22 protein-coding genes and 1 riboswitch are annotated in these 21,819 nt (G+C 57.8%); of the genes, 14 read left to right on the forward strand and 8 right to left on the reverse strand.

What is annotated here, in order from left to right:
- Nucleotides 1-110: 110 nt before the first annotated feature.
- Nucleotides 111-1,406 (reverse strand): SLC5/6 family protein, encoded by a 1,296-nt coding sequence (locus LG31_RS0113740; protein ID WP_050513466.1) that lies wholly within the window; start codon nt 1,404-1,406, stop codon nt 111-113.
- A gap of 250 nt (nt 1,407-1,656) precedes the next feature.
- Here LG31_RS0113740 and LG31_RS0113745 point away from each other — a divergent pair, with 250 nt between their 5' ends.
- The 4 genes from LG31_RS0113745 to LG31_RS0113760 all read left to right on the forward strand — a co-directional run bounded on the left by LG31_RS0113745 (nt 1,657) and on the right by LG31_RS0113760 (nt 4,820).
- On the forward strand, nt 1,657-2,040 hold the full coding sequence (locus LG31_RS0113745) for a Rid family detoxifying hydrolase (protein WP_033115021.1): 384 nt from the start codon (nt 1,657-1,659) through the stop codon (nt 2,038-2,040).
- Between the two features lie 22 nt (nt 2,041-2,062).
- Nucleotides 2,063-3,352: an L-cysteine desulfidase family protein gene (locus LG31_RS0113750; RefSeq protein WP_033115022.1), complete on the forward strand. Its 1,290-nt coding sequence runs from the start codon at nt 2,063-2,065 to the stop codon at nt 3,350-3,352.
- Between the two features lie 65 nt (nt 3,353-3,417).
- A complete protein-coding gene (locus LG31_RS0113755; RefSeq protein WP_033115023.1) occupies nt 3,418-4,071 on the forward strand; it encodes a helix-turn-helix transcriptional regulator in 654 nt (217 codons plus the stop codon).
- Nucleotides 4,072-4,232: 161 nt separating this feature from the next.
- Nucleotides 4,233-4,820: a histidine phosphatase family protein gene (locus tag LG31_RS0113760; protein WP_033115024.1), complete on the forward strand. Its 588-nt coding sequence runs from the start codon at nt 4,233-4,235 to the stop codon at nt 4,818-4,820.
- Between the two features lie 124 nt (nt 4,821-4,944).
- Here the strand turns inward: LG31_RS0113760 and LG31_RS0113765 are convergent, their stop codons facing one another.
- Both LG31_RS0113765 and LG31_RS0113770 read right to left on the reverse strand, forming a co-directional pair.
- Nucleotides 4,945-5,694: a substrate-binding periplasmic protein gene (locus tag LG31_RS0113765; protein ID WP_033115025.1), complete on the reverse strand. Its 750-nt coding sequence runs from the start codon at nt 5,692-5,694 to the stop codon at nt 4,945-4,947.
- A gap of 8 nt (nt 5,695-5,702) precedes the next feature.
- On the reverse strand, nt 5,703-6,596 hold the full coding sequence (locus LG31_RS0113770) for a sugar ABC transporter substrate-binding protein (RefSeq protein ID WP_238567521.1): 894 nt from the start codon (nt 6,594-6,596) through the stop codon (nt 5,703-5,705).
- 344 nt (nt 6,597-6,940) lie between these two features.
- Between LG31_RS0113770 and fabV the strand changes: the two genes are divergently transcribed.
- Both fabV and LG31_RS0113780 read left to right on the forward strand, forming a co-directional pair.
- Nucleotides 6,941-8,134 (forward strand): enoyl-ACP reductase FabV, encoded by a 1,194-nt coding sequence (gene fabV, locus LG31_RS0113775; RefSeq protein WP_021229323.1) that lies wholly within the window; start codon nt 6,941-6,943, stop codon nt 8,132-8,134.
- A 163-nt stretch (nt 8,135-8,297) separates the two neighbouring features.
- A complete protein-coding gene (locus tag LG31_RS0113780; protein ID WP_033115027.1) occupies nt 8,298-9,773 on the forward strand; it encodes a YfcC family protein in 1,476 nt (491 codons plus the stop codon).
- Between the two features lie 80 nt (nt 9,774-9,853).
- Here LG31_RS0113780 and LG31_RS0113785 read toward each other — a convergent pair whose 3' ends face one another.
- Nucleotides 9,854-11,068 carry a pyridoxal phosphate-dependent aminotransferase gene (locus tag LG31_RS0113785; RefSeq protein WP_033115028.1) on the reverse strand — a complete coding sequence of 405 codons (1,215 nt, stop codon included), beginning with the start codon at nt 11,066-11,068 and terminating at the stop codon, nt 9,854-9,856.
- 387 nt (nt 11,069-11,455) lie between these two features.
- Between LG31_RS0113785 and LG31_RS0113790 the strand changes: the two genes are divergently transcribed.
- Both LG31_RS0113790 and aqpZ read left to right on the forward strand, forming a co-directional pair.
- Complete coding sequence (locus tag LG31_RS0113790) at nt 11,456-11,665, forward strand: DUF1653 domain-containing protein (protein ID WP_033115029.1); 210 nt, start codon at nt 11,456-11,458, stop codon at nt 11,663-11,665.
- A gap of 274 nt (nt 11,666-11,939) precedes the next feature.
- Nucleotides 11,940-12,629 (forward strand): aquaporin Z, encoded by a 690-nt coding sequence (gene aqpZ, locus LG31_RS0113795; RefSeq protein WP_033115030.1) that lies wholly within the window; start codon nt 11,940-11,942, stop codon nt 12,627-12,629.
- Between the two features lie 80 nt (nt 12,630-12,709).
- Here the strand turns inward: aqpZ and LG31_RS0113800 are convergent, their stop codons facing one another.
- Nucleotides 12,710-13,429 carry a lytic transglycosylase domain-containing protein gene (locus tag LG31_RS0113800; RefSeq protein WP_033115048.1) on the reverse strand — a complete coding sequence of 240 codons (720 nt, stop codon included), beginning with the start codon at nt 13,427-13,429 and terminating at the stop codon, nt 12,710-12,712.
- Nucleotides 13,430-13,726: 297 nt separating this feature from the next.
- Between LG31_RS0113800 and LG31_RS0113805 the strand changes: the two genes are divergently transcribed.
- Entirely contained in the window at nt 13,727-14,167 is a 441-nt protein-coding gene (locus tag LG31_RS0113805; RefSeq protein WP_050513467.1) for a GNAT family N-acetyltransferase, read from the forward strand.
- Between the two features lie 9 nt (nt 14,168-14,176).
- Here the strand turns inward: LG31_RS0113805 and LG31_RS0113810 are convergent, their stop codons facing one another.
- On the reverse strand, nt 14,177-14,719 hold the full coding sequence (locus LG31_RS0113810; RefSeq protein ID WP_033115032.1) for a YceB family lipoprotein: 543 nt from the start codon (nt 14,717-14,719) through the stop codon (nt 14,177-14,179).
- Between the two features lie 95 nt (nt 14,720-14,814).
- Here LG31_RS0113810 and cls point away from each other — a divergent pair, with 95 nt between their 5' ends.
- Both cls and LG31_RS0113820 read left to right on the forward strand, forming a co-directional pair.
- Nucleotides 14,815-16,296 (forward strand): cardiolipin synthase, encoded by a 1,482-nt coding sequence (gene cls, locus LG31_RS0113815; protein ID WP_033115033.1) that lies wholly within the window; start codon nt 14,815-14,817, stop codon nt 16,294-16,296.
- A 103-nt stretch (nt 16,297-16,399) separates the two neighbouring features.
- On the forward strand, nt 16,400-17,662 hold the full coding sequence (locus LG31_RS0113820; RefSeq protein ID WP_033115034.1) for a DUF945 family protein: 1,263 nt from the start codon (nt 16,400-16,402) through the stop codon (nt 17,660-17,662).
- Between the two features lie 67 nt (nt 17,663-17,729).
- On the opposite strand, the gene purU is transcribed toward LG31_RS0113820, so the two are convergent.
- Nucleotides 17,730-18,566 carry a formyltetrahydrofolate deformylase gene (gene purU, locus LG31_RS0113825; protein WP_033115035.1) on the reverse strand — a complete coding sequence of 279 codons (837 nt, stop codon included), beginning with the start codon at nt 18,564-18,566 and terminating at the stop codon, nt 17,730-17,732.
- A gap of 228 nt (nt 18,567-18,794) precedes the next feature.
- A riboswitch (FMN riboswitch) is annotated at nt 18,795-18,950 on the forward strand.
- 106 nt (nt 18,951-19,056) lie between these two features.
- Here purU and ribB point away from each other — a divergent pair.
- Nucleotides 19,057-19,710, forward strand: coding sequence for a 3,4-dihydroxy-2-butanone-4-phosphate synthase (ribB, locus tag LG31_RS0113835; protein WP_033115037.1), 654 nt, complete (start codon nt 19,057-19,059; stop codon nt 19,708-19,710).
- 225 nt (nt 19,711-19,935) lie between these two features.
- Nucleotides 19,936-20,178: an Lpp/OprI family alanine-zipper lipoprotein gene (locus LG31_RS0113840; RefSeq protein ID WP_033115038.1), complete on the forward strand. Its 243-nt coding sequence runs from the start codon at nt 19,936-19,938 to the stop codon at nt 20,176-20,178.
- Nucleotides 20,179-20,311: 133 nt separating this feature from the next.
- Here the strand turns inward: LG31_RS0113840 and LG31_RS0113845 are convergent, their stop codons facing one another.
- The gene (locus LG31_RS0113845) at nt 20,312-21,181 is read right to left on the reverse strand and encodes a tetratricopeptide repeat protein (protein ID WP_033115039.1); all 870 of its coding nucleotides are present in this window, start codon (nt 21,179-21,181) and stop codon (nt 20,312-20,314) included.
- A gap of 243 nt (nt 21,182-21,424) precedes the next feature.
- Here LG31_RS0113845 and LG31_RS0113850 point away from each other — a divergent pair.
- The coding region (locus tag LG31_RS0113850; protein WP_161785986.1) for a recombinase family protein at nt 21,425-21,819 on the forward strand (395 nt) is incomplete at its 3' end.

A 21,819-nucleotide genomic window follows, 5' to 3' on the forward strand; every position in this document is an offset into this window, starting at 1 on the left:
GGAAGTTGTGATCCCCTTGGCTTTTTGTTCTGTTGCCAGCGTAATCCCAATGAAAACGGGCCACCTGATGGTGACCCGTGAGCGATTGGGGGATATCCGCTTGCAACCGATCAGTTGAACGCCAGGAAGGGCGAGACACATAGCAGCAGGCCGGTGACGATGATGATGTAGAGGGAAGTGCCCTTGTACTTGTGCAGCGCCGGTACCTGATAGACCAGATAGGCAGGGATAAGGCAACCCACCATACCGAAGATGGGGCTGCAGATGGAGGTGAAGCTCAGTACCGGGGCGTTGAGCACGATGGCCCCCCAGGAGAGCATGACGGTAAACACCATGATCCCTTTGCCCACCATCCCCTTGTTGATGCGGTTTTCCGGCAGCACCCGGCGCAGCAGGTTCATCGCCAGTCCCTGACAGGCTTCACGGAAACCAAGATAGACGCCGAAGTAGGCGGTCATCACCGCGAAGATGTTGAGGGTAAGGCTCAGGAGCTTGAGGGTCTGGCCGGGCATCCCCTGCGCCACCATGGCCAGTGCAGAGATGTTCTCCTCGGAGGCTTTGACCGCCTGATCGTGACCCATGGCCAGGGTGAAGGAGACCGCGTAGAAGAACACCACCACAAACAGGATACCGAAGGCGATATTCATGGCGCGCATCGCCTTGAAACGGGCCACCTCCAGCGACTTCTCCCGCGAACGGTAAGAGATCACCATGGGGCTCAGGCTCTGGATAAAGAGGATGGAGGTGAGGGTGAAGGGGAGCATGATGATGGCATCCTTCATCCAGTCACCGGTGGCAGGCATGGCGGTGATGTTGGCCGCATCCCACTTGTCCACCATCATCAGGCCGAGCACGGCCACCACGCTGATCTTGGTCAGTACCATAAAGGTGGAGATCTTGAACAGCAGGTTTTCGCCGCGCGAGGCCAGCGCCACCAGACCACAAATAAGCAGCAGGCCGTAGAGGGGATTTTCCGAGAGCAGGCCGTCGGTGACGCCAAAGCTCTGCAGGAAGGAGGCGCTGTCGTTGGTGATGGCGGTGGAGTAGACGAAGACCCAGATCACCAGCATCACAAAATAGAGGGCGCCGAGTAGCACACCCCAGTTCTTGCCAAGGTAGCCGGTGATGACGCTGGGGTAATCCTTGCACTCGGGCGAGGTGGCCAGGGTGTTGATAAAGAGGCGCTGGAACATATACATGGCCGGATAGCCTATTACCGCCGAGAGCAGAAAGACCCACAAGCCCATCAGCCCCACCTGTACCGGCAGGAAGACGATCCCCGCGCCGATGGCCATGCCGATGCTCATGATGATCCAGCCCCAGTCGGTGCTGTCGAAGCGAACTGCCTCTTTCCATTCCAGAGTGCCCATCATGGGGCCGTTGAGTGTGGTGCTATGCGCGTCCATTAGAACCTTCTTGTCGTTATAAGGGTGAGAGCGGGCGCAAATATAGTTGAATGAATGCGTTGCAAACAATGCGTCCGCGCTCTCTTTTATTCAAATCAGGAGGGTGATCACGGTTTACTATGAGACCTAAAGATGCCTTTTTACGCCATTTTTCTATCTTTTTGTTGAATGGATACACTAAAAAGCAAATAATGTTGAGCGAAACCAGAACTACAAATGCAAAAATAATTGCAATTACGGAGTGGGTAACATGAAAAAAATCATCACTGCGGCCTCGGCTCCCGACGCCATCGGACCTTACAGCCATGGCACTGCCTATGGCGACCTCATCTTTACCTCCGGCCAGCTGCCGGTGTGCAAACAGCAGGGCGGCGTGGTTGCCGGCGGTATTGAGGCACAGAGTCGTCAGGCACTCGAAAACCTGAAAGCGGTGCTGGAGGCGGGCGGCGGCTCGCTGGAGACAGTCCTCAAGACTACCTGTTATCTCGCCGAGATCAGCGATTTTGCCGCGTTTAACGAGGTTTACAAAGCCTATTTCCAGAAAGATTGTCCGGCGCGCAGCTGCTTCGCGGTGAAGGATCTGCCGATGGGCGTCAAGGTTGAAGTGGAAGCGATCGCCCATATCGCTCGTTAAGGGATAGAGAAAGGTTCAATCAATGAAACAAGCGTGGCAGCAGTATCTGCAGATTATTCAACAGGTTGTCAAACCAGCGCTGGGTTGTACCGAGCCAATCGCCGCCGCTTATGCCGCCGCAGTTGCCGCCCGGCAACTCGGCTGCGCACCGCGTCGTATCGAGGTGGCGGTGTCGGATAATCTCTACAAGAACTCGATGGGTGTCTATGTGCCGGGTACCGGCAAGATTGGCCTGGCTATCGCCGCCGCAGCCGGCGCCCTCGGTGGCAATGCCGATGGCGGGCTGGAGGTGCTGGCCGCCATCACCGCAGATCAGGTGGCCCGTGCCCAGGCCCTGATCGATGCCGGTGGCGTGCTGGTTAGCCGCACCGCCGCCCCCGAGTTTATCTTCTGCCGCGTGACAGTTTATGGCTCTGATGAAAACGGTGAAGAGCACAGCGCCGAAGTGACCCTGTGCGGTGGTCATACCCGCATCGTCGAGCAGCGTCGCGATGGCGAAGTGACCTTCACCGCCGATCAGAGCCAGAGCGGCGCCACCGGTGCCATCTGCGATGGCGTGGATATCAGCATCGCCGCCATCTATGAGTTCGCCACCCAGGTGGAATTCGAGCAGATCAGGTTCATCCTCAAGGCCTCCGAACTGAATGGCAAGCTCTCCGCCGAGGGGATGAACAACCCCTATGGTCTCGAGATCGGTCGTACCATGCAGCAGAACATCGATGCCGGTCTTATCGGCGAGGATGTGATGAACCGCATCGTGATGATGACGGCGGCCGCCTCCGATGCCCGCATGGGAGGGGCGACCCTGCCGGCGATGAGCAACTTTGGCAGCGGCAACCAGGGCATTGCCGCCACCATCCCGGTGATGGTGATTGCCGAGCGCTATGGTGCCAGTGAAGAGCAGCTGGCTCGCGCCCTCATCATGAGCCATCTGGGCGCCATCTATATCAAGTCCCACTATCCGCCGCTGTCGGCCTTCTGCGGTAATACCGTGACCAGCGCAGCCGCCGCCATGGCCATGGTCTATCTGGCGGGCGGTAGCTTCGAGCAATCCTGCTATGCCATCCAGAACGTGCTGAGCGACAGTGCCGGCATGGTGTGTGACGGAGCCAAAGCCTCCTGCGCCATGAAGGTGAGTACCTCCTCCGGTGCGGCGGTACGTGGCTTCCTGATGGCACTCAACAGCCACTCGGTGTCGGGGCAGGGGATTGTTTCCGATAACGTGGATCAGACCATTCGCAACGTGGGTCAGATGGTGAAGGACGGCATGTCTGCCACAGACAGCACCATTATTGATATCATGTCTGCCTGAGTGTCCCTGTCGGCTGCTGCCCGGCGTCCATCGCCCGGCAGCAGCCCTTGCAAGAAGGTCCGAATGTGAAGCTGCAAGAGTTGAGTCAGAACGATTTCCAGATCCTCAAGTCGATGGAGATCATCGTGGATGGTATCGCCGCCATGTATGGTCAGCACACCGAGGTACTGCTCCACAGTCTGGATGTGCGCAACCCCTCGATCATCAAGATTGCCAACGGTCATATCACCGGCCGCAGCGTCGGCGCCCCCATCACCAACCTGGCGATGATCAAGCTCAAGAGCGGGCAGGATATCTCCAACCCCTACATGACCAAGTGTGCGACCGGCAAGACCCTGCGTTCGCTCACCACTGTCATCCGCAACGGGGAGCATAAGGCGATCGGACTGCTCTGCATCAACACCGACATGGATGCCCCGCTGCAATCCGTGTTGCGTGCCATGATGCCCGAGTGCATGCATGCCAGCGAGAACCACGCTACCCCCGAGGTGTTTGCCCGCAACATCGACGAAGCGCTCAACAGCACTATAGATACCGTCAGTGCTGAGGTGCGTGGCAATGAGGCCGTGCCGCCCTCCCAGAAGACCCGGGTTATCGTCAATCAGCTGCACGACATGGGGATCTTCGAGCTTAAAGACAGTGCCCAGATCGCCGCGCGTCAGCTCGGCATCTCGGTTCACTCCATCTACCGCTACCTGCGGGAGATCAAGAAGGGGTAGGTGCATGACACCTGCCTCCCCATACTCTGCACAAGCGACAACAGCCAGAGTCACAGGCCGTAACGCTGGCTGTGCGTTCCCCTGCATGGGCAATGAAAGCCGTTACCGCACCACTCGGGTTGTCGCCTTGTTCCCATCTCGTTGAATCAGCTGGAAATCACATGTCACGAATCATCTATCTGCTGCGCCATGGCCAGACCCTTTTCAATGCCGAACAGCGCCTGCAGGGACGCTGCAACTCCGATCTGACCGAGAAGGGTGAAACGCAAGCTATTGCCATGGGACGGCGGCTGCGAGACGAGTTGGCGGATCCCTCCCGCTGGACCGTCTACGCCAGCCCGCTCGGACGCGCCCGTCAGACCGCCCTGCTGGTGTGCGAGCAGTTGGGTTTGCCCGCCGATCGCATCATCTGGGATGAGCGGCTGATGGAGCTCGGCATGGGGGAGTGGGAAGGGTGCCAGATCCCCGAGCTCTGCCAGGCTCACCCAGAACTCGATACCGGCAGGGGCGATTGGTATCTGCAGGCGCCGGGGGCCGAGAGCGTCCTCAGCATTCAGCGCCGTGCCCAGCAGTGGCTGCTGGATCCGACAGTCGCCGAGTGCGCCATCGTCATTTCCCACGGTCTGCTCGGCGCCATGCTGCGCGGCGTCTATGCCGACCTCGATGAGGCGGCGATCTGGGCTCAGGAGTTGCCGCAGGATGCCTTCTACAAGCTGCAAGCGGGCAAGATCACCCGGATAGCCTGCTGACTGCCTCAAGCGGGGGGCTCCATTGATAGCTCGAGGTGAAAGGTGGGGAGGGCGAAAACAAGAGAGGATACCTGTGCTGATATTGCTGAAGTTGGCCGCGAGAGAAGGTTGAATAGGGATGTGGTCAGGGAATAACAATCCACTCCCGTCTGACCCCTTCATATACCGAGCTTAAACCATACCCTTGCCAGATATCGGCCATGGCATCGCCAAAGACTCCAAGGGATAGCGATGTGCGCAGGCGTTTCACTGTGTCGGGCGGGAGTTGCGGATGGCAGGCTAGCCACCTTTCCACCCGGGCAAGGATCATCACTCGCTGAAGTCTGTTTTTATGTCTGGGGGAGGTGATCAGCTCGGGGAGCTCGTCGCTAATCAACAGGTCGAAGCGTCCTGCCTGCAGCATGGCGATCCCCAGACTGGCCTTGGGCAGCAGTTCGTAGCGGATCGCTGCATTATCAAGCAGCTCCCTCAGCTCAGCCACATCGATGGCACCAATTCGGTAGTTACGCAGCGCTTCTATGTTGCTCAGGGGCGGAATAGTTTCCTGCCGGGCATAGACTGCGAGGGTTATGGGGGCGATGCGCGCAACGTAGCGCAGGGTTTCGGCATTTTCAGCCGAGAAGTGCACACCAAGTCCGCAGCTGTTTGGCTCGGTGGCCACTATCTTGAGCAGACGCCGCATGGGTTTGGCTTGCAAATGAAACTCTATCCCTTGCTGCTTGGCCAAGCGGGCAAAGACATCGACATAAGGGCCGCTCAGCTTTTCTCCGGTAACCTGAATGAAAGGGGGGTAGGCATCGGCATAGATGTTTAGCACTGGCCCGGCCGATGCAAGTTGGCACCACAATAGCAGCAATACCCACCACCCCTTCATCTAGCCTCCTAAGGATGTGTGACCAGCTCCACAGGGGTTTGCACTATGCCGGGCAGATCGGCTTGCGTTATTTTCTGCGCCAGCGCTTTCAGGGCGAGGTCGAGCGCATATTGTGCCTGTTTGCCCGGATACTGGTCAGCGGTTGCCACCACAGAGCCATCGCTGAGATAGGGGTGGATCCCCGGAATATTGTCATAGCCACCGATCAGCACCTTGCCCTTTAGCCCCAGCTCAGCCAGGGCTTGGGCGGCACCTATAGCCATATTGTCGTTACCGCAGAGCAGTGCCTTGACGTCCGGGGTTGCCTTGAGGAGATCGATAGTGGCGCTCTTGCCCTGAGCTGTGTCCCAATAGCCGCTGCGCACGCCGGCGACAACCATGTCTGCAGCGCGCAGAGCGGCCCGGAATCCGTCACTGCGAGCCCGGCTGTTGATGGCACCGGGGGGGCCCTCGATCAGCCCGACTTTACTGCCCGCAGGGAGTTTTTTGGCGACATATTCGCCGACACTGCGCGCGCCGGCAAAGTTGCTTGGGCCGACGAAGGGGACATTGACCCCTTCCAGCACCAGCGCCCTGTCATCGAGCTTGTTGTCCATGTTGATAACCAGAATGCCAGCGCGGATCGCCTCCATCAGGACGGGCAGCATGGCGACCGAATCGGTCGGTACCACCACCAGGGCATCCACTTTCTGGCCGATCATTTTGCGGATGATTGCCTCCTGACCTGTGACATCCACCTCCTGCTGGATGCCTTCGAGTTGTAGTGTCAGAGCGTCGGGGTGTGCCGTTGCATAGGTCTCCGCCCCCTTCGCCATCTCGATGAAAAATTCGTTGCGGACCGATTTCAGTACCATGCCGACAGTCGGTTTGGCTGATACCTCACTGGCTGTAAACAGTGCCACAGCCGCCCACAACAAGCATCTTTGCCAACATCTGGTCATGTTACCTCCGCCCCGTTGGGCTAACCATCCAGCGCCACGATGTTGTCCAAGTATATGTCAGTCATGGGCAGGCAAGCGGCTTGTGGCAAGCGCCGGCATAAGAGGCGTGGCAACATAAGCCCGGCGCGGCTATCGGATTGCTGCCATGGGGCACATCTGGAGTAAGTGAGGAGGCTGTTTCTCTTTCATTTCTGTCGTGGGCTTGTGGATTTTTGCCGCCGTTCAACACATCAGAGCACCTTATCGCGGCAAGATGAGGTATCTTATGCCCCGATTTCATCCATTAAACGGATCCGAGACCCCATATGATTATCAAACCTAAGGTTCGCGGCTTTATCTGCACCACCACTCACCCGGTTGGCTGTGAAGCCAATGTTCGTCGCCAGATTGCTTATACCAAAGCCAAGGGCACCATCGAGAATGGTCCCAAGAAGGTGCTGGTGATCGGCGCTTCCACCGGTTATGGTCTGGCCTCCCGCATTGCTGCCGCCTTTGGCTCCGGCGCCGCCACCCTCGGCGTCTTCTTTGAAAAAGCGGGCACCGAGTCCAAGACCGGTACCGCCGGCTGGTACAACTCCGCCGCCTTCGACAAGGCAGCCAAAGAGGCAGGCCTCTACGCCAAGAGCGTCAATGGCGATGCCTTCTCCAACGAGTGCCGCGCCAAGGTGATCGAGCTTATTAAGCAGGATCTGGGTCAGATTGATCTGGTGGTCTACTCCCTGGCCTCTCCGGTGCGCAAGATGCCGGAAACCGGCGAAGTGGTGCGCTCCGCTCTGAAACCGATCGGCGAGGTCTACACCACTACCGCCATCGATACCAACAAGGATCAGATCATCACCGCCACCGTCGAGCCGGCGAACGAGGAAGAGATCCAGAACACCATCACCGTCATGGGCGGTCAGGATTGGGAGCTGTGGATGGCCGCCCTGCGCGATGCCGGCGTGCTGGCTGACGGCGCCAAGTCCGTAGCTTACTCCTACATCGGTACCGATCTGACCTGGCCAATTTACTGGCATGGCACCTTGGGGCGCGCCAAGGAAGATCTGGACCGCGCCGCTGCCGCCATCCGTGGCGATCTGGCTGCCAAGGGCGGTACTGCCCATGTCGCTGTGCTGAAATCCGTGGTGACTCAGGCCTCCTCCGCCATTCCGGTGATGCCGCTCTACATCTCCATGGCCTTCAAGATCATGAAGGAGAAGGGCATTCACGAAGGCTGCATGGAGCAGGTGGATCGCATGATGCGCACCCGTCTCTACGCTTCCGATATGGCGCTGGACGATCAGGCCCGCATCCGCATGGATGACTGGGAACTGCGCGAAGACGTGCAGCAGACCTGCCGTGACCTGTGGCCATCCATCACCAGCGAGAATCTCTCCGATCTGACCGATTACACCGGCTACAAGCAGGAGTTCCTGCGCCTGTTCGGTTTCGGTCTGGACGAGGTCGATTACGATGCGGATGTGAATCCGGACGTGAAATTCGACGTGGTCGAGCTCTGAGTCTGACTCAAGTGAAAACAGGGCCCTGCGGGGCCCTGTTTTTTTGGCAAAAATACCGCTAAGTTACGGAATTTTATTATCAGCGATCACCTTTTTCCCATATCAAACCCGCTAGTCTGGCGGTGATCGGATCACATGACGGCATTGCCGAGGTACGGAAGCTATGACCACTCCAAATGAAGCGCCCAAAAAGCGCCAACTCCCCACTGTCTATACCCTGCTTTTCATCATCATCGCCCTGATGGCTGCCCTCACCTGGGTGCTGCCGGCGGGCAAATACAACTATGTGACGGCCAAAACCCAGCAGCCGGTGGCGGCAGCGGCCGTCGCTGATTACAGCGGCGACGAGCGACTGTTGCCGGTGCCCGGCAGTTACACCGAGCTGCCCTCTCATCCGCAGGGGGTATTCGATGTGCTCAAGGCCCCCATTCAGGGCTTTCACAAGGCGGCCGACGTGGCGCTGTTCGTGCTCATCATCGGTGGTTTTCTCGCGGTGACCATGCAGAGCGGGGCACTGGATGCTGGGGTGGGGGCCATTGTGCGCGGCTTTGCCGGGCGCGAGCGGCTGCTGATCCCGGTGCTGATCGCTCTCTTTGCCCTCGGCGGATCCACCTTTGGCATGGCGGAGGAGACGGTGGCTTTCTGGGCACTCATCGTGCCGGTGATGATGGCGGCGGGCTTCGATCGCATGGTGGCGGCGGGGATCATCCTGCTTGGCTCCGGGGTCGGGGTACTCGCCTCCACCGTCAACCCGTTTGCCACCGGCATCGCCTCCGGTTTTGCCGGTATCCCCATCGGTGAGGGGATTGGCCTGCGGGTCATCCAGTGGCTGCTGCTGGTGATCTTCGCCTCCTGGTTCGTGATGCGCTACGCCAAGCAGGTGCAGCAGGACAAGTCCCGCTCCGTGCTGGCCGACATCGTCTATGACGACGAGTTTTCCCAGATGAAGAGCGGCAACCTCGCCTTCACCGGCAAGCAGAAGCTCACCATGCTGGTCTTCTTCGGCACCTTCCTGCTGATGATCTATGCGGTGGTGCCCTGGGCGGATCTGGGCATCGATGTGCTGCCCACCCTGGGCTGGTGGTTTGACGAGCTCTCCACTCTGTTCTTCAGCGCTTCCATCCTGATCGCGCTGATCAACCGGATGCCGGAGTCCAATTATGTGGCGACCTTCCTCAACGGGGCTCGTGATCTCATCGGGGTGGCGCTGGTGGTGGCGGTGGCACGCGGCATCTATGTGGTGATGGAGCATGGCGTCATCATCGACACCATTTTGCACTGGGCCGAGGGGCTGGTGAGCGGGCTGTCGTCGTCGGTGTTCATCCTGATGGCCTATCTGGTGCACATCATCCTGAGCTTCTTTATCCCCTCCACCTCGGGGCTGGCGACTGTCTCCATGCCGCTGATGGGGCCGCTGGCGGACTTCTCCGGCATCTCGCGGGATCTGGTGATCACCGCCTATCAGTCCGCCTCCGGCTGGATCAACCTGTTCGCCCCCACCGCCGCCCATCTGGTGGCCGGTCTGGCGCTCGCCAAGATCCCCTACGATCGCTTCGTGCGCTGGGTGCTGCCCTTCATCATCGGCGTAGCCCTCATCACCATGGCGGTACTGGTGGCCGGCGCCCTGCTGCACGGCTGATGGCATGAATAAAATGATGGCATGAATAAAATGACAGATAACAAAAAGGCTCCCGCGGGAGCCTTTTTCATGAGTCTTGCTTACTGCTTGTAGCCCTTGAGGAAGCGGGCGAGGCGGCCGATGGCATCCTCCAGCTCCTCTTCGCGGGGCAGGAACACCAGCCGGAAGTGATCCGGCGCTGGCCAGTTGAAGCCGGTGCCTTGCACCAGCAGCAATTTTTCCTGCTGCAGCAGGTCGAACACCATCTTCTGGTCGTCGCGGATGTCATACACCTTGGGGTCAAGGCGGGGGAACATGTAGAGCGCCCCCTTGGGTTTGACGCAGGAGACCCCGGGGATGTCGTTGAGCAGCTCCCACGCCTTGTCCCGTTGTTTGCGCAGGCGACCACCCGGCAGGATCAGCTCGTTGATGCTTTGATAGCCGCCAAGGGCGGTCTGGATGGCGTGCTGCATCGGCACGTTGGCGCACAGCCGCATGGAGGCCAGCATCTCCAGCCCTTCAATGTAACCGCGGGCACGCCCTTTGGGACCGGTGATGACCATCCAGCCCTGACGGAAGCCGCAGGCACGGTAAGCCTTGGAGAGGCCGTTGAAGGTCACCACCATCACATCGTCGCACAGGGTGCAGACGCTGGTGTGGGAGATATCGTCGTAGAGGATCTTGTCGTAGATCTCGTCGGCGAAGATGATGAGGTTGTGCTGGCGGGCGATCTCGATCACCTCCAGCAGGAACTCGCTGCCGTAGACGGCGCCGGTCGGGTTGTTGGGGTTGATCAGCACCAGGCCGCGGGTGCGCGGCGTGATGCGGGCGCGGATGTCATCGAGATCCGGATACCAGTCGGCCCCTTCGTCGCAGCGATAGTGCACCGCATGGCCACCGGAGAGAGTGACGGCGGCAGTCCAGAGCGGGTAGTCAGGGGAGGGCACCAGCATCTCGTCGCCGTTGTTGAGCAGCGCCTGCATCGCCATCACGATCAGCTCGCTGGCGCCGTTGCCGATGTAGATGTCGTCGATGTCGACCTTGCGCATCCCTTTTTGCTGGTAGTACTGCATCACCGCTTTACGGGCAGAAAACAGCCCCTTGGAGTCGCAGTAGCCCTGGCTCAGCGGCATGTTGAGGATCACATCCTTGATGATCTCTTCCGGCGCATCAAAGCCGAACGGGGCCGGGTTGCCGATGTTGAGCTTGAGAATGCGGTGGCCTTCGTCTTCGAGACGGCGAGCTTCTTTATGCACCGGGCCGCGGATGTCATAGCAGACATCGTCGAGCTTGTGCGACTTGTCGATAGTGAACATGGTGACAGTGATTCCTTCCCCACAGGGACGCGTTGGCGAAAAAGGCGGTTTTTAGTATCAAATATCTTTTCCCCTATTCTTCACAGAATTGAATGCTAGAACAATCTTCTTTTTAGTAGAAATTCCTGATTTTTAGCCCCAAAACAGAGTTATTAAAAGGTTAAATTCAGCACGATCGTTTGTGCTTGGCAAGGTTCACCAGTGAAAGATGGGGGAGTGATTAACAAAGCTACTCTACTGTGTTGAAATCTTCACGCTCTCTGGCACGATTGGCTTGTGTAAAAAAGCCTCTTCATCGTCATTTCCGACGAGAAAAAGCTGATACAACTGGCACTGGCCAGCGCATATTTCTCCTTTCCCGTCCTGTTCCATCTGCAGAGGTATCCCATGCATGCACCCACACCCGGTCGCTATCGTCACTTCAAGGGGGGTTACTATCAGGTGCTGACCCTGGCCAGCCATACCGAGACAGGCGAGCAGCTGGTGATCTATCAGTCGGAACAGGATGGCACTGTCTACGCCCGTCCAGTCGCCATGTTCATGGAGTGGATTGAGCATCAGGGTCAGGTGGTCAGCCGATTTTCGCCGATCAAGTGATCCGCTGGTGTGGCCCTGAATTGTTGATCAACAAATAGACAGAACAGGTCTTTGGAGTCACAAGTTGTCGCATGAGGCTCCTTGTTGGCAACAGCCTCTTTGTCGCTCGCTACTGACAAATATCTCTATTAATCAACTAATTGTGACTTAAATCACATTTTCTGCCGACTGGTAACCGGGTTCGCATCGGCCATTGCTCCTCCCATAATGCTGCGCGTGTTAACGCATGGCCCCTTTGTGGGCCTTTTTATCTCATCTTATCGGGAGACATAGTGTGAAACCTGTAGCAGCAGAGTTTTTGGGAACCTTCTGGCTGGTATTGGGAGGTTGTGGCAGTGCCGTGCTGGCTGCAGCCTTCCCCCATGTAGGGATCGGCCTCTTGGGCGTATCACTGGCATTTGGCCTGACCGTGCTGACCATGGCGTATGCCATCGGCCATATATCCGGTTGCCATCTCAACCCGGCAGTCACCATCGGTCTGTGGGCTGGCGGTCGTTTTCCGGCTTCCGGCGTGTTCTCTTACATAGTGGCTCAGGTGCTGGGGGCAATTGCCGCTGCTGCCGTACTCTATGTGATTGCCAGTGGCCAGGCCGGTTTTGATCTTTCCGCCGGCTTTGCCTCCAACGGTTACGGTGAGCACTCCCCGGGCGGCTACAGCATGATGGCGGCACTGGTGTGCGAAGCTGTGATGACCGGCTTCTTCCTGTTCGTCATCATGGGGGCTACCGATAGCCGTGCGCCGGCCGCACTTGCTCCGGTTGCCATCGGCCTGTGCCTGACCCTGATCCATCTGGTGAGCATTCCGGTGACCAATACCTCGGTCAACCCTGCCCGCAGTACCGGTGTTGCGCTGTTTGTCGGTGACTGGGCTATCGGCCAGCTGTGGCTGTTCTGGGTTGCCCCGATTGTCGGTGCCATTCTGGGTGCGCTGGCTTATCGCCTGGTGGCGGCTGAGCAGAAGTAATCGTTCGCGAAACAAAGTGTGGTATCGACACGCCCAAGGGCGTGTTTTTTGTTTTCTGGCGGTGGGAAAAACCTGAGGACCTAGAGCCCCTTGGCCTGCAGCATCTCTTTGTATCGCTGATGCAGCAGCTGGACACGCTCTACATAGGCACGAGTTTCGGCGTAGGGGGGGATGCCGCCATGTTTTTGCACGGCGCCAGCACCCGCGTTATAGGCTGCGGTAGCCAGCGCTATGTTGCCTTCATACTGCTTGAGCAATCCCGCCAGATACTTCACCCCGCCGAAGATGTTCTGCTCTGCCAGCAGGGCATTGCCAACCCCCAGCTCCCGCGCCGTTTCCGGCATCAGCTGGGTAAGACCCATAGCCCCTTTGCGAGAGATCGCCATTGGATTGAACGCCGATTCGGCGTGGATGAGTGCCCGGATGAGGGCAGGCTCTACGTGATAGGTGTCTGCCGCCGCCTTGATGGTGCTGGCGTAGTCATAGAGAAAAAGCCCGGTAGTGTGCCAGTTGACGTCCGATTTCGGGTCGCAGGCGAAGCAGTCGTTAAAGAGCAGCAGCTCGTAGTTGCCCTGCTCCGGCACCATGTCCGAATAGCGGATCACACCGTTCTTCTGCACCGACTTGTAGACATGGATCTGTTTGCTCCCCTGTTGTGCCTGTGCCTGTGCCTGTGCCTGTGGTTCGGGTTCCGGGGTCGCAAGCGGCAGGCGTAGAGGTGGAACGGGGGCTGCCGACAGAAAAACCACCTCGGCAGGAGGCGGCGCTTCGCACCACCCAGCCAAGGGAATCAACAACATATGGCCTGCCAGCTTCCATGCTTTCAAACCGCAAACTCCTTCCTCTATGCGTGTGTTGAGTAAAGCATCATGAGGGGGGCAGAACAAGCGGGAAAACAGGGTGAGCGTTGCCGGCAGGTGAGCGGGATCACGGCGTGCAGCAGAGCACTTCTGCTCTCGCTGGCCTCTTGTGGATATCGACTTTTTTGTTAATGAAAGGCGTGCTATCTTGCTCTCGTCATCTGGTCGGATTAGCAGCAACCACATGGCACTAATCATTGATGGCAAAAGGATTTGTTTGTGGCAAGCTCGCTGGCGATGGAACTCACCTTCGAAGAGTACTGTGACGCCGACCTCTCTCTGATCAGGGACTATTACGAAACGACCTTCTCTCACTACGTGCCGGACCTGGCCGAGCGGATCTTTGTCGTGCGTGATGCTCACTGGCTGGTCGGGGCGGTCAGGGTGCGGGATGAAGAGGATTTCTACCATCTGTGTGGCTTTCGTCTGCTGCCCCACTATCAGTCGCTAGGGCTGGGATCACGCCTGCTGCAGCATGCCTGCCACGGACTCGACGACAAGCCGGTGGTGTGTCAGGCCTTGCCATTCGAGAAACCCTTCTACATCAAAGCCGGTTTTGCCGATCTGCCACTGCACAGATTGCGAGGCTCTCTCTTCTCTCTTTTTGAACGGCAACAACAACAGGGTTATCAGGTGGAGCTGCTGGTGCGGGATACCACCCAGCCCCTCCCGAATTGAACATGGGGTTCAGCGTTCTTTGGTAAGCAGATGGATCTTGCCCGGTGACAGCTCCAGCCCAAGCAGGTTCTCTTTGAGCCAGGCCTGCTGCGGATCCTTGTCATTGAGCTTGTAGACGGGCTGGCTCTCCAGCCTTTTTTCCATGCTTTGCAGCAGCATGCCGAGCATGAGACCAAACTTCTTCTCCGCCGCCTCCGGCTCCAGCTTGTACTCCACCAGTTTCATGTTGTCGAGAAACAGGGCACTCTGGCTCTTGTCGTAACGGGGTCTCGCTTCATAGGTCATCTGCAGGCGAGCGTCATATTCGGTGTTGTCGGGCAGGGCTATCTTGAGTTTGCCTTTGCCATAGACCCGGGCGGTATCCGGTCGCTGACGACCGAGTTGTACATCGCTCTGCTCAAGCTTCACATGGGCCTTGATGATACCTGGCAGTTCCAGCTGTTTGTCGACTTGAACCTGGGATTGCAGGTACTGGTTTATCTGTTGCTCATTGATGTCATATGAGCCTTGGCCTAGCATGGCCAGGCTGAGCAGCATAGATTGCAGAATCATGCGTGCGACCTGATAGAATGGATTTGCCCTACAGCATACCATTCCTGCCATGTGGGATCTGCCCACCACCCCTTGTCGATTAGAAGGAGTTTCCGTTGCTCGACGGTCTCGAATACGATCTCCACCTGCTGTTTTCCCGTTTTCTCGGCTGGTTACTGCTGCTGTTTCACACCGTTATCGTCACCGGTGTTTCAATTCGGGTGGTGATGAAGCGGCGCCCTATCGGGGTATCGCTGGCTTGGCTGGCCCTCATCTATGCCATTCCCTTTGCCGGGGTTGGTTTCTACGTCCTGTTTGGCGAGATCAAGCTGGGGCGCCGCCGCGGTGAGCGGGCGCAAGCCATGTATCGCCCTTACGCCATCTGGATCCGCCAGCTGGCTCGTCTCTTCCCCCAGCACTGCTGCGAAGTGGGGGAGAAGGCCCAGCCGCTGCATGACCTCATCCAGGGGCGGCTCGCCATGCCGATGCTCTCCGGCAACCGGATGACCCTGCTCAGCAGACCCGATCAAATATTGCGTGAGATTGCTCAGGATATCCGCAAGTCGACCCTCTCCTGCTACATGGAGTTCTATATCTGGCACCCCGGCGGTGATGCTGACGATGTGTGCGAAGCGCTGATGGAAGTGGCCCAGCGCGGCGTGGATTGTCGCTTGCTGCTGGATTCGGTGGGGAGCAAGCACTTCTTCCGCTCGGGTTGGCCGAAAAAGCTGCGCAAGGCGGGGGTCAAGCTGGTGGAGGTACTGCCGGTCGGTGCCTGGCGTATCCCTTTCCAGCGTCAGGATCTGCGAATGCACCGCAAGCTGGTGGTGATCGATGACAGGGTTGGTTACACCGGCTCGATGAACATGGTGGATCCCCGCTTCTTCAAACAGAATGCCGGAGTCGGCCAGTGGGTCGATATCATGATCCGGGTGCAGGGGCCCATAGTGCCGCTGATGTGGTCCATCTTTGTCTGGGACTGGGAAGTGGAGACCGGCGAGCGGCTGCTCGACAGCCTGCAGCACGAGCCGGAAGTGTGGCCCCAGACCAACTATCGGGCCCAGCTCATCCCGTCCGGCCCGTTCGTTGGTGGCGACTGCATCCAGCAGAGTCTGCTGCTTGCCATCTATCAGGCGCGCAGCCATCTGGTGCTGACCACTCCCTATTTCGTGCCGGATGATCCGCTGGCAGCAGCTCTCAGCTCGGCGGCCGCGCGCGGTGTACAGGTGCAACTGGTGCTGCCGGCTCGCAACGACTCCATCATGGCCAACTATGCCTGCAATGCCTTTATGGAGGAGCTGCTGGCGGCCGGGGTGGAGATCTATCGCTACGATGCCGGTCTGCTCCACACCAAGAGCGTGCTGGTGGACGATGATTTTGCCCTGGTGGGGACAGTCAATCTGGACCGGCGCAGCCTCTGGCTCAACTTCGAGGTAACTCTGCTGGTGGACAACCCGCACTTCGTTGCCCAAATGACCCAGCTGGTGCAGGGTTATATGGCGGAGGCCACGCCAATGACGCTGGCCAGCTGGCAGGCTCGCCCCTGGTACAAGAGGGTGATGGAGAACATCTTCTACCTTTTCAGCCCCTTGTTGTAATGGCCGGTTACAGAAGATTACAGACGGAGCCTCTGATCGGACTTGCCTAGTGCCGAGCTTGCCCCGTAGAGTGCAGCGACAACTCCTGGAGAGACATGGATATATGAAAAAAATAGTGGCCCTTGCCGTGGGTGCGGCACTGGTTGGTGGCGGTTTGGCTGCATGCTGGTACACAGGCAACAGCTTCGACCGTATCATGGCGGAACAGATCGCCAAGGTCGAGAGTGAAAGCGGTCTGGATCTGCAGTGGCAACCCGGCAGCAGCAACCTCTTTACCCGTGACGGGGTTCTGAAGCTGGTGGTCACTCCCCAGGAGCTGGCGGCGCTCGACAGCGAGCTGGAAGGGGGGCAACCCCTTGAGCTGGAGTTTGCCGTGAAGAGCCGCATCATGCCGCTCTATATCAAGAGCCACTTCCTGCTCGACACCAAACAGGGCTCACTGGCGCCGGTATTCACTGCGCTCGGCATGGAGCAGTGGCAGTTTGGTCTGGAGTCGGTCAGCAGCCTCTGGACCCGGGGCAACAGCAGCCGTTTCTGGGCTGACGAGTTCAAGGTGAAGCAGGGGCTGGACGAGTTCCACTTCCTGCCGCTTACCGGCGAGTTCCACGGCGATCTGGAAGGGAGTGGTCACGTGACCATGGCCTGGCAGGGGATGACGGTTCACGAAGAGCAGAGCAAGATGGATCTGGTGCTGGCCGAGATGAAGGGCAGCGCCGATCTGGCCGAGATCAGCGGGGTCTGGCTCTCTCCGCAAAGCGAGATGAGCCTCTCTGCCCTGACCATGCAGCTGCCTGACGGGGTCAAGGTGTCCCTGCAGGGCATGACTACCGGAACCCAACTCAAGGGTGACAACGCCCAGACCCTCTCCAGCAGCTACCGGATGAAGCTGGCCAAGCTCAATCTGGAGAACGAGACCGATTCGCTGGCGGTGACCGACAGCAATCTGGAGCTGCATCTCAACGGACTTGATCTGGAAGGATATCAGGGACTGCAGGCCGCTGGCGGCAAAGGGGTAGAGGATACCGCGATCCAGCAAGCGCTGGACAAGATGCTGGCGCGTGGTGCAACTCTGGAGCTGGCGGATCTGAGTGCCAGGTTCAATGGTGAAGTGGCGGCTATGAAGGGAGAGGTAAAACTTGCCTCTACCTCGCTGGACAAGCTCTTCAATGGCGAAGAGGGAATGCAGGCGCTGAGCGGTCAGCTCCACGCCTCCCTCAGCGACAAGTTGGGCAAGGCGGTGCCGCAGTTGGCCCCCATGCTGGAGCAGTTGACCGCCATGGGGTATCTGAAGGCCGATCAGCAAAAGCTCAATGCCGAGCTGAAGCTGGACAAAGGAGCGATGACGGTCAACGACCTGCCGCTCTGACCGATCTTCACACTAACAACAAAGGCTCCCGCGGGAGCCTTTGTTGTTTCCGGATTATCTGGTGTTGTTACTTGAACACCACCGTCTTGTTGCCATAGACGAACACCCGTTCGTTCAGTACCAGCTCCAGCGCCCGGCTCAGTACCGACTTCTCTACATCGCGACCCGCCTTGGCCATGTCATCAGCACTGAAGGTATGGTCGACGTGGATGACGTCCTGCTCGACGATGGGGCCCTCATCCAGATCGTCGGTGACGAAGTGGGCGGTGGCGCCGATCAGTTTGACCCCGCGGTCGAACGCCTGGCGATAGGGGCGGGCGCCGATGAAGGCTGGCAGGAAGGAGTGGTGGATATTGATGATCTTGCGCGGATAGGCCTCGACGAAGCTCGGGGTCAGCACCCGCATGTACTTGGCCAGGATCACGTAGTCCGGCGCATAGCCGTCGATAATGGAGCGTACCTGCTCTTCGTGTTCGGTACGGCTCAGCTCATCGTGGCTGACGGTGTGGAACGGAATATCGAACTTGCCGGTCAGTTCGGCGAGGGTGTCGTAGTTGCCGATCACCGCGACTATATCCATATCCAGCGCGCCGGCGTAGTTCTTCATCAGGATGTCGCCGAGGCAGTGGGTCTCCTTGGTCACCAGAATGACGATGCGCTTCTTGCCAGCCTTTACCAGACGGCGCTGGGCGCCAGCGGGCAGGGCATCATCGAGATCGGCCAGCAGGGTCTCGTCATTGAAACGCCCCTCCAGCTCGGTACGCATGAAGAAGCGTCCATTTTCGTGATCCACGAACTCATCGTTCTTGATGATGTTGAGCTGATGCTTGTAGCAGATGTTGGTGATCTTGGCGATGAGGCCCTTGGCGTCCGGGCAGTCCGTTAGCAGTATTTTCTTTTCCATCTCTGTCATTTTCCGTTTGTGGTGTTGGCGCCTGTCTCTGCGCAGGCTGCGCGTTTTTTGGCACTATGCCACAAACAAATTGTGGCCAGAAAGAAATTCGGCGGGGCAACAGCCACAAGAGGTGTGCGATGGGAGAAGGGGAGAACATCGAATCCGTCTGGCAAAGGTTTTTCAGCTTGAGCCGGTTTTTGGCTGGTATCTGCCAGCGCTTTTCTTTAGGCTGTCTGCGCTTATTCTCAGGGCGGGGTGAAATTCCCCACCGGCGGTATCCCGATCTGACTCGGGGAGCCCGCGAGCGCCCGACCCCGGTCTGCCGGGGCGGGGTCAGCAGATCCGGTGAAATGCCGGAGCCGACGGTCATAGTCCGGATGAAAGAGGATAAGACAGACATTGCACTCTCTGCCCCCTTGGGGGCTGGCTGCTGCATGGCCATTCCTGTCTGCCTTTCCATGCCCTGATTCTGGTCCTTTTATTGTTTGGGAGCTTTACCATGAATCAGTCTCTACTCAGTGAATTCGGTGATCCAATTGTCCGTGTCGAAGCTGCTCTGACTGCCTTGCGGGCCGGCCAGGGCGTGCTGGTGGCCGATGATGAAGATCGGGAGAACGAGGGCGACCTCATTTTTGCCGCCGAATCCATGACCAATGAACAGATGGCGCTGATGATCCGCGAATGCTCCGGCATCGTCTGTCTCTGCCTGACCGACGAGCGGGTGCGCCAGCTCGAATTGCCGATGATGGTGGAGGCCAACTCCAGCCACTATCAGACCGCGTTTACCGTCACCATCGAAGCTGCGCAGGGGGTCACTACCGGTGTATCTGCAGCCGATCGCATCACCACCATTCGTGCCGCCATCGCCGATGGAGCCAAACCGGGTGATCTCAACCGGCCTGGCCATGTATTCCCGTTGCGTGCCCGCACCGGGGGCGTGCTGGTGCGCCGTGGTCACACCGAAGCGACGGTCGATCTGATGCAGCTTGCCGGACTGAAACCGTTCGGGGTGTTGTGCGAATTGACCAGGGAAGATGGCTCGATGGCCCGCTTGCCAGACCTGATTTCTTTCGGTCGTCAGCACCGGATGCCCGTGATCACCATCGAAGATTTGGTGCAATATCGCCAATTGCTGTCAGAACGAACAGCCTGAGGCTCATACGAAATTGTAATAAGCGAAAATTTTGGTTAGTCTTTGTCCGTGTCCTCATCACGCGGCACTCATTTTTTAGCCGAATCTGAACAAAAACTGTTCATTCAAAAAAAAATGAGGGTTTTAATGCATTTATCTGTGCTGGGGACTATGCAAAGTATGATTTTTTTGTGCCATAATCACGCCGCTTGCTAAACGTCTGGCGAGTTCAAGGGAGCTTTAAAAATGAAAAAATTGTTGTTGGTAGGTGTTGTTGGTCTGTCCGCTCTGCTGGGTGGTTGCGCAAACACTAGCGAACTGGAAACTTCCGTTCAGAATCTGTCTAACAAAGTTGACCAGCTGGCTCAAGATGTTAGCGCTGTTCGTGCTGATCAGTCCAAGATCGCTGCTGATGTTGCTGAAGCCAAGCAAGAAGCTATGCGTGCTAACCAGCGCATCGACAACATGGCTACTAAGTACAAGAAGTAAGCCATGCGAAAAAAATGGCGCAGTTATGCGCCATTTTTTTTTGCCTGAAATTCTCCATCCCCGCTTTACCTTTTGATCCCAGAGGTCATGCCGGTCTCCCGGCACGCCCCTTCTTCATCCCTTCAAGACTCGCTCAATGGAGCAGGCTATAGAGCTTGCGACGGTAATTTTGTGCCACCGGTGTGCTGCCCATGGTTGCCAGAATGTCGAGATAGGTCTTTCTGGCATCGCCAAAAGCGAGATCCCGCTTGAGGATGGCAAGCAGCAGTCCCAGCGCTTCTTCCTGACGACCAGCCTGGTTGTATTGCACCGCCAGCTCCTGCGCCAGCGCAAAGTCATCCGGATGCTCGGCATGGCGAGCTTCCAGCGCACGCAACTCCGGGCTGTCCGCCGCTTGCAGAGCCAGTGCCAGCCGTGAGGTCAGGGCATGGAAATGGCTATCCTGTGCCACCATCGGAATGTTGCCGAGCCGCTCCTGTGCTTCATCGAGCAGGTTGAGGTCGAGCGCGGCCTGAATGAGCCAGAGGCTGATGTCGTGGCGCTCCGGAGCGATCTGATGAGCTTTGCCCAGATGGGCATAAGCCTCGCCGGGCTGGCCATCGGCCAGTGCCTGTTGCCCCTTGGCAAACAGCTCCTCTTCCTCTTTTGGCGCGAAGGCAGCGAAGAACTGGCGCAGGGTCGCTTCATCCTGCGGCCCTTCAATGATCCCCTGTTCATCCGGGCGTCCCTGATGGAACAGCACCAGTGCCGGCAAGGCGCGCAGGCCGAGCTGGCTGGCCAGCGGTTGCAGCTGGGGATTGTTCATGTCCACTTTGGCGAGGGTGACCTGTTCGTTGTCAGGCCCAACCAGCGATTCGATCAACGGCGTCATTCCCTGGCACTCCGGCATCTGCGGCGCATGGAAATAGATGACGACCGGCTTCTTCATGGAGGCATCGATCAGTTTTGCGTGAAAATTCTGGGGAGTAATGTCGACGATACTGGTGTAGTTGCTGCTTGGCATAACTTTACTGTTCTCCTCTACGTAGAACAACCGTGAAAAATCAAAAGACACCTACGTTTGTGCGTAGTACAGTCCGCTTGTACAAACAGTACGTAAGCAAACACAAGTGCAAACGTACAACAGCACAAGCGCAGCGTATAACGCAGCCTATGCACGTACAGCAGCGTTTAAGCACTTGCGCAACGTGTGTATTGCTTTGTTTGTTTACGCGCTTAAAACGCATGGTACGCAGTGGGGCACAAGGTGAAAGCATACATATACGCACGGATCAGCTCGGCACAACAAAAACAGGGTGCCGGTCTAGATAGGCAAACACAGGATGCATTGTTGTACTGCAAGAACAAGAACCTAGTAGTTCAAGAAGTACAACAGGACATAGCATCAGCATATCACGCACGGCATTTGGAGGGTAAGTTAGGGGTATTCCTGCAAGCAGTAAAAGACAAACTCGTTGAAGTCCCTAGTGCTTTAGTAGTGGAGTCCCTTGACCGTTTAGGGCGTGACCACGAACTCAAAGCACTTTCACGTTTCATAGACATAGTTGAGCAGGGGATAGAGATTCACGAAATGTCTACGGGTGTAGTGTATAACCGTCAGGATACGCATTTATTGCACCTTGCGGTTGCAGTTATGTCCCG

The organism is Aeromonas lacus (assembly GCF_000764665.1).
GTDB lineage: Bacteria > Pseudomonadota > Gammaproteobacteria > Enterobacterales > Aeromonadaceae > Aeromonas > Aeromonas lacus.

What these genes read in the sequence shown, in the direction of transcription:
- LG31_RS0113740 (WP_050513466.1), bottom strand. Translation starts at nt 1,406, where the DNA reads ATGGACGCGCATAGCACCACACTCAACGGCCCCATGATGGGCACTCTG.
- LG31_RS0113745 (WP_033115021.1), top strand. Translation starts at nt 1,657, where the DNA reads ATGAAAAAAATCATCACTGCGGCCTCGGCTCCCGACGCCATCGGACCT.
- LG31_RS0113750 (WP_033115022.1), top strand. Translation starts at nt 2,063, where the DNA reads ATGAAACAAGCGTGGCAGCAGTATCTGCAGATTATTCAACAGGTTGTC.
- LG31_RS0113760 (WP_033115024.1), top strand. Translation starts at nt 4,233, where the DNA reads ATGTCACGAATCATCTATCTGCTGCGCCATGGCCAGACCCTTTTCAAT.
- LG31_RS0113765 (WP_033115025.1), bottom strand. Translation starts at nt 5,694, where the DNA reads ATGAAGGGGTGGTGGGTATTGCTGCTATTGTGGTGCCAACTTGCATCG.
- fabV (WP_021229323.1), top strand. Translation starts at nt 6,941, where the DNA reads ATGATTATCAAACCTAAGGTTCGCGGCTTTATCTGCACCACCACTCAC.
- LG31_RS0113780 (WP_033115027.1), top strand. Translation starts at nt 8,298, where the DNA reads ATGACCACTCCAAATGAAGCGCCCAAAAAGCGCCAACTCCCCACTGTC.
- LG31_RS0113785 (WP_033115028.1), bottom strand. Translation starts at nt 11,068, where the DNA reads ATGTTCACTATCGACAAGTCGCACAAGCTCGACGATGTCTGCTATGAC.
- LG31_RS0113790 (WP_033115029.1), top strand. Translation starts at nt 11,456, where the DNA reads ATGCATGCACCCACACCCGGTCGCTATCGTCACTTCAAGGGGGGTTAC.
- LG31_RS0113800 (WP_033115048.1), bottom strand. Translation starts at nt 13,429, where the DNA reads ATGTTGTTGATTCCCTTGGCTGGGTGGTGCGAAGCGCCGCCTCCTGCC.
- LG31_RS0113805 (WP_050513467.1), top strand. Translation starts at nt 13,727, where the DNA reads ATGGAACTCACCTTCGAAGAGTACTGTGACGCCGACCTCTCTCTGATC.
- LG31_RS0113810 (WP_033115032.1), bottom strand. Translation starts at nt 14,719, where the DNA reads ATGATTCTGCAATCTATGCTGCTCAGCCTGGCCATGCTAGGCCAAGGC.
- LG31_RS0113820 (WP_033115034.1), top strand. Translation starts at nt 16,400, where the DNA reads ATGAAAAAAATAGTGGCCCTTGCCGTGGGTGCGGCACTGGTTGGTGGC.
- purU (WP_033115035.1), bottom strand. Translation starts at nt 18,566, where the DNA reads ATGGAAAAGAAAATACTGCTAACGGACTGCCCGGACGCCAAGGGCCTC.
- ribB (WP_033115037.1), top strand. Translation starts at nt 19,057, where the DNA reads ATGAATCAGTCTCTACTCAGTGAATTCGGTGATCCAATTGTCCGTGTC.
- LG31_RS0113840 (WP_033115038.1), top strand. Translation starts at nt 19,936, where the DNA reads ATGAAAAAATTGTTGTTGGTAGGTGTTGTTGGTCTGTCCGCTCTGCTG.
- LG31_RS0113845 (WP_033115039.1), bottom strand. Translation starts at nt 21,181, where the DNA reads ATGCCAAGCAGCAACTACACCAGTATCGTCGACATTACTCCCCAGAAT.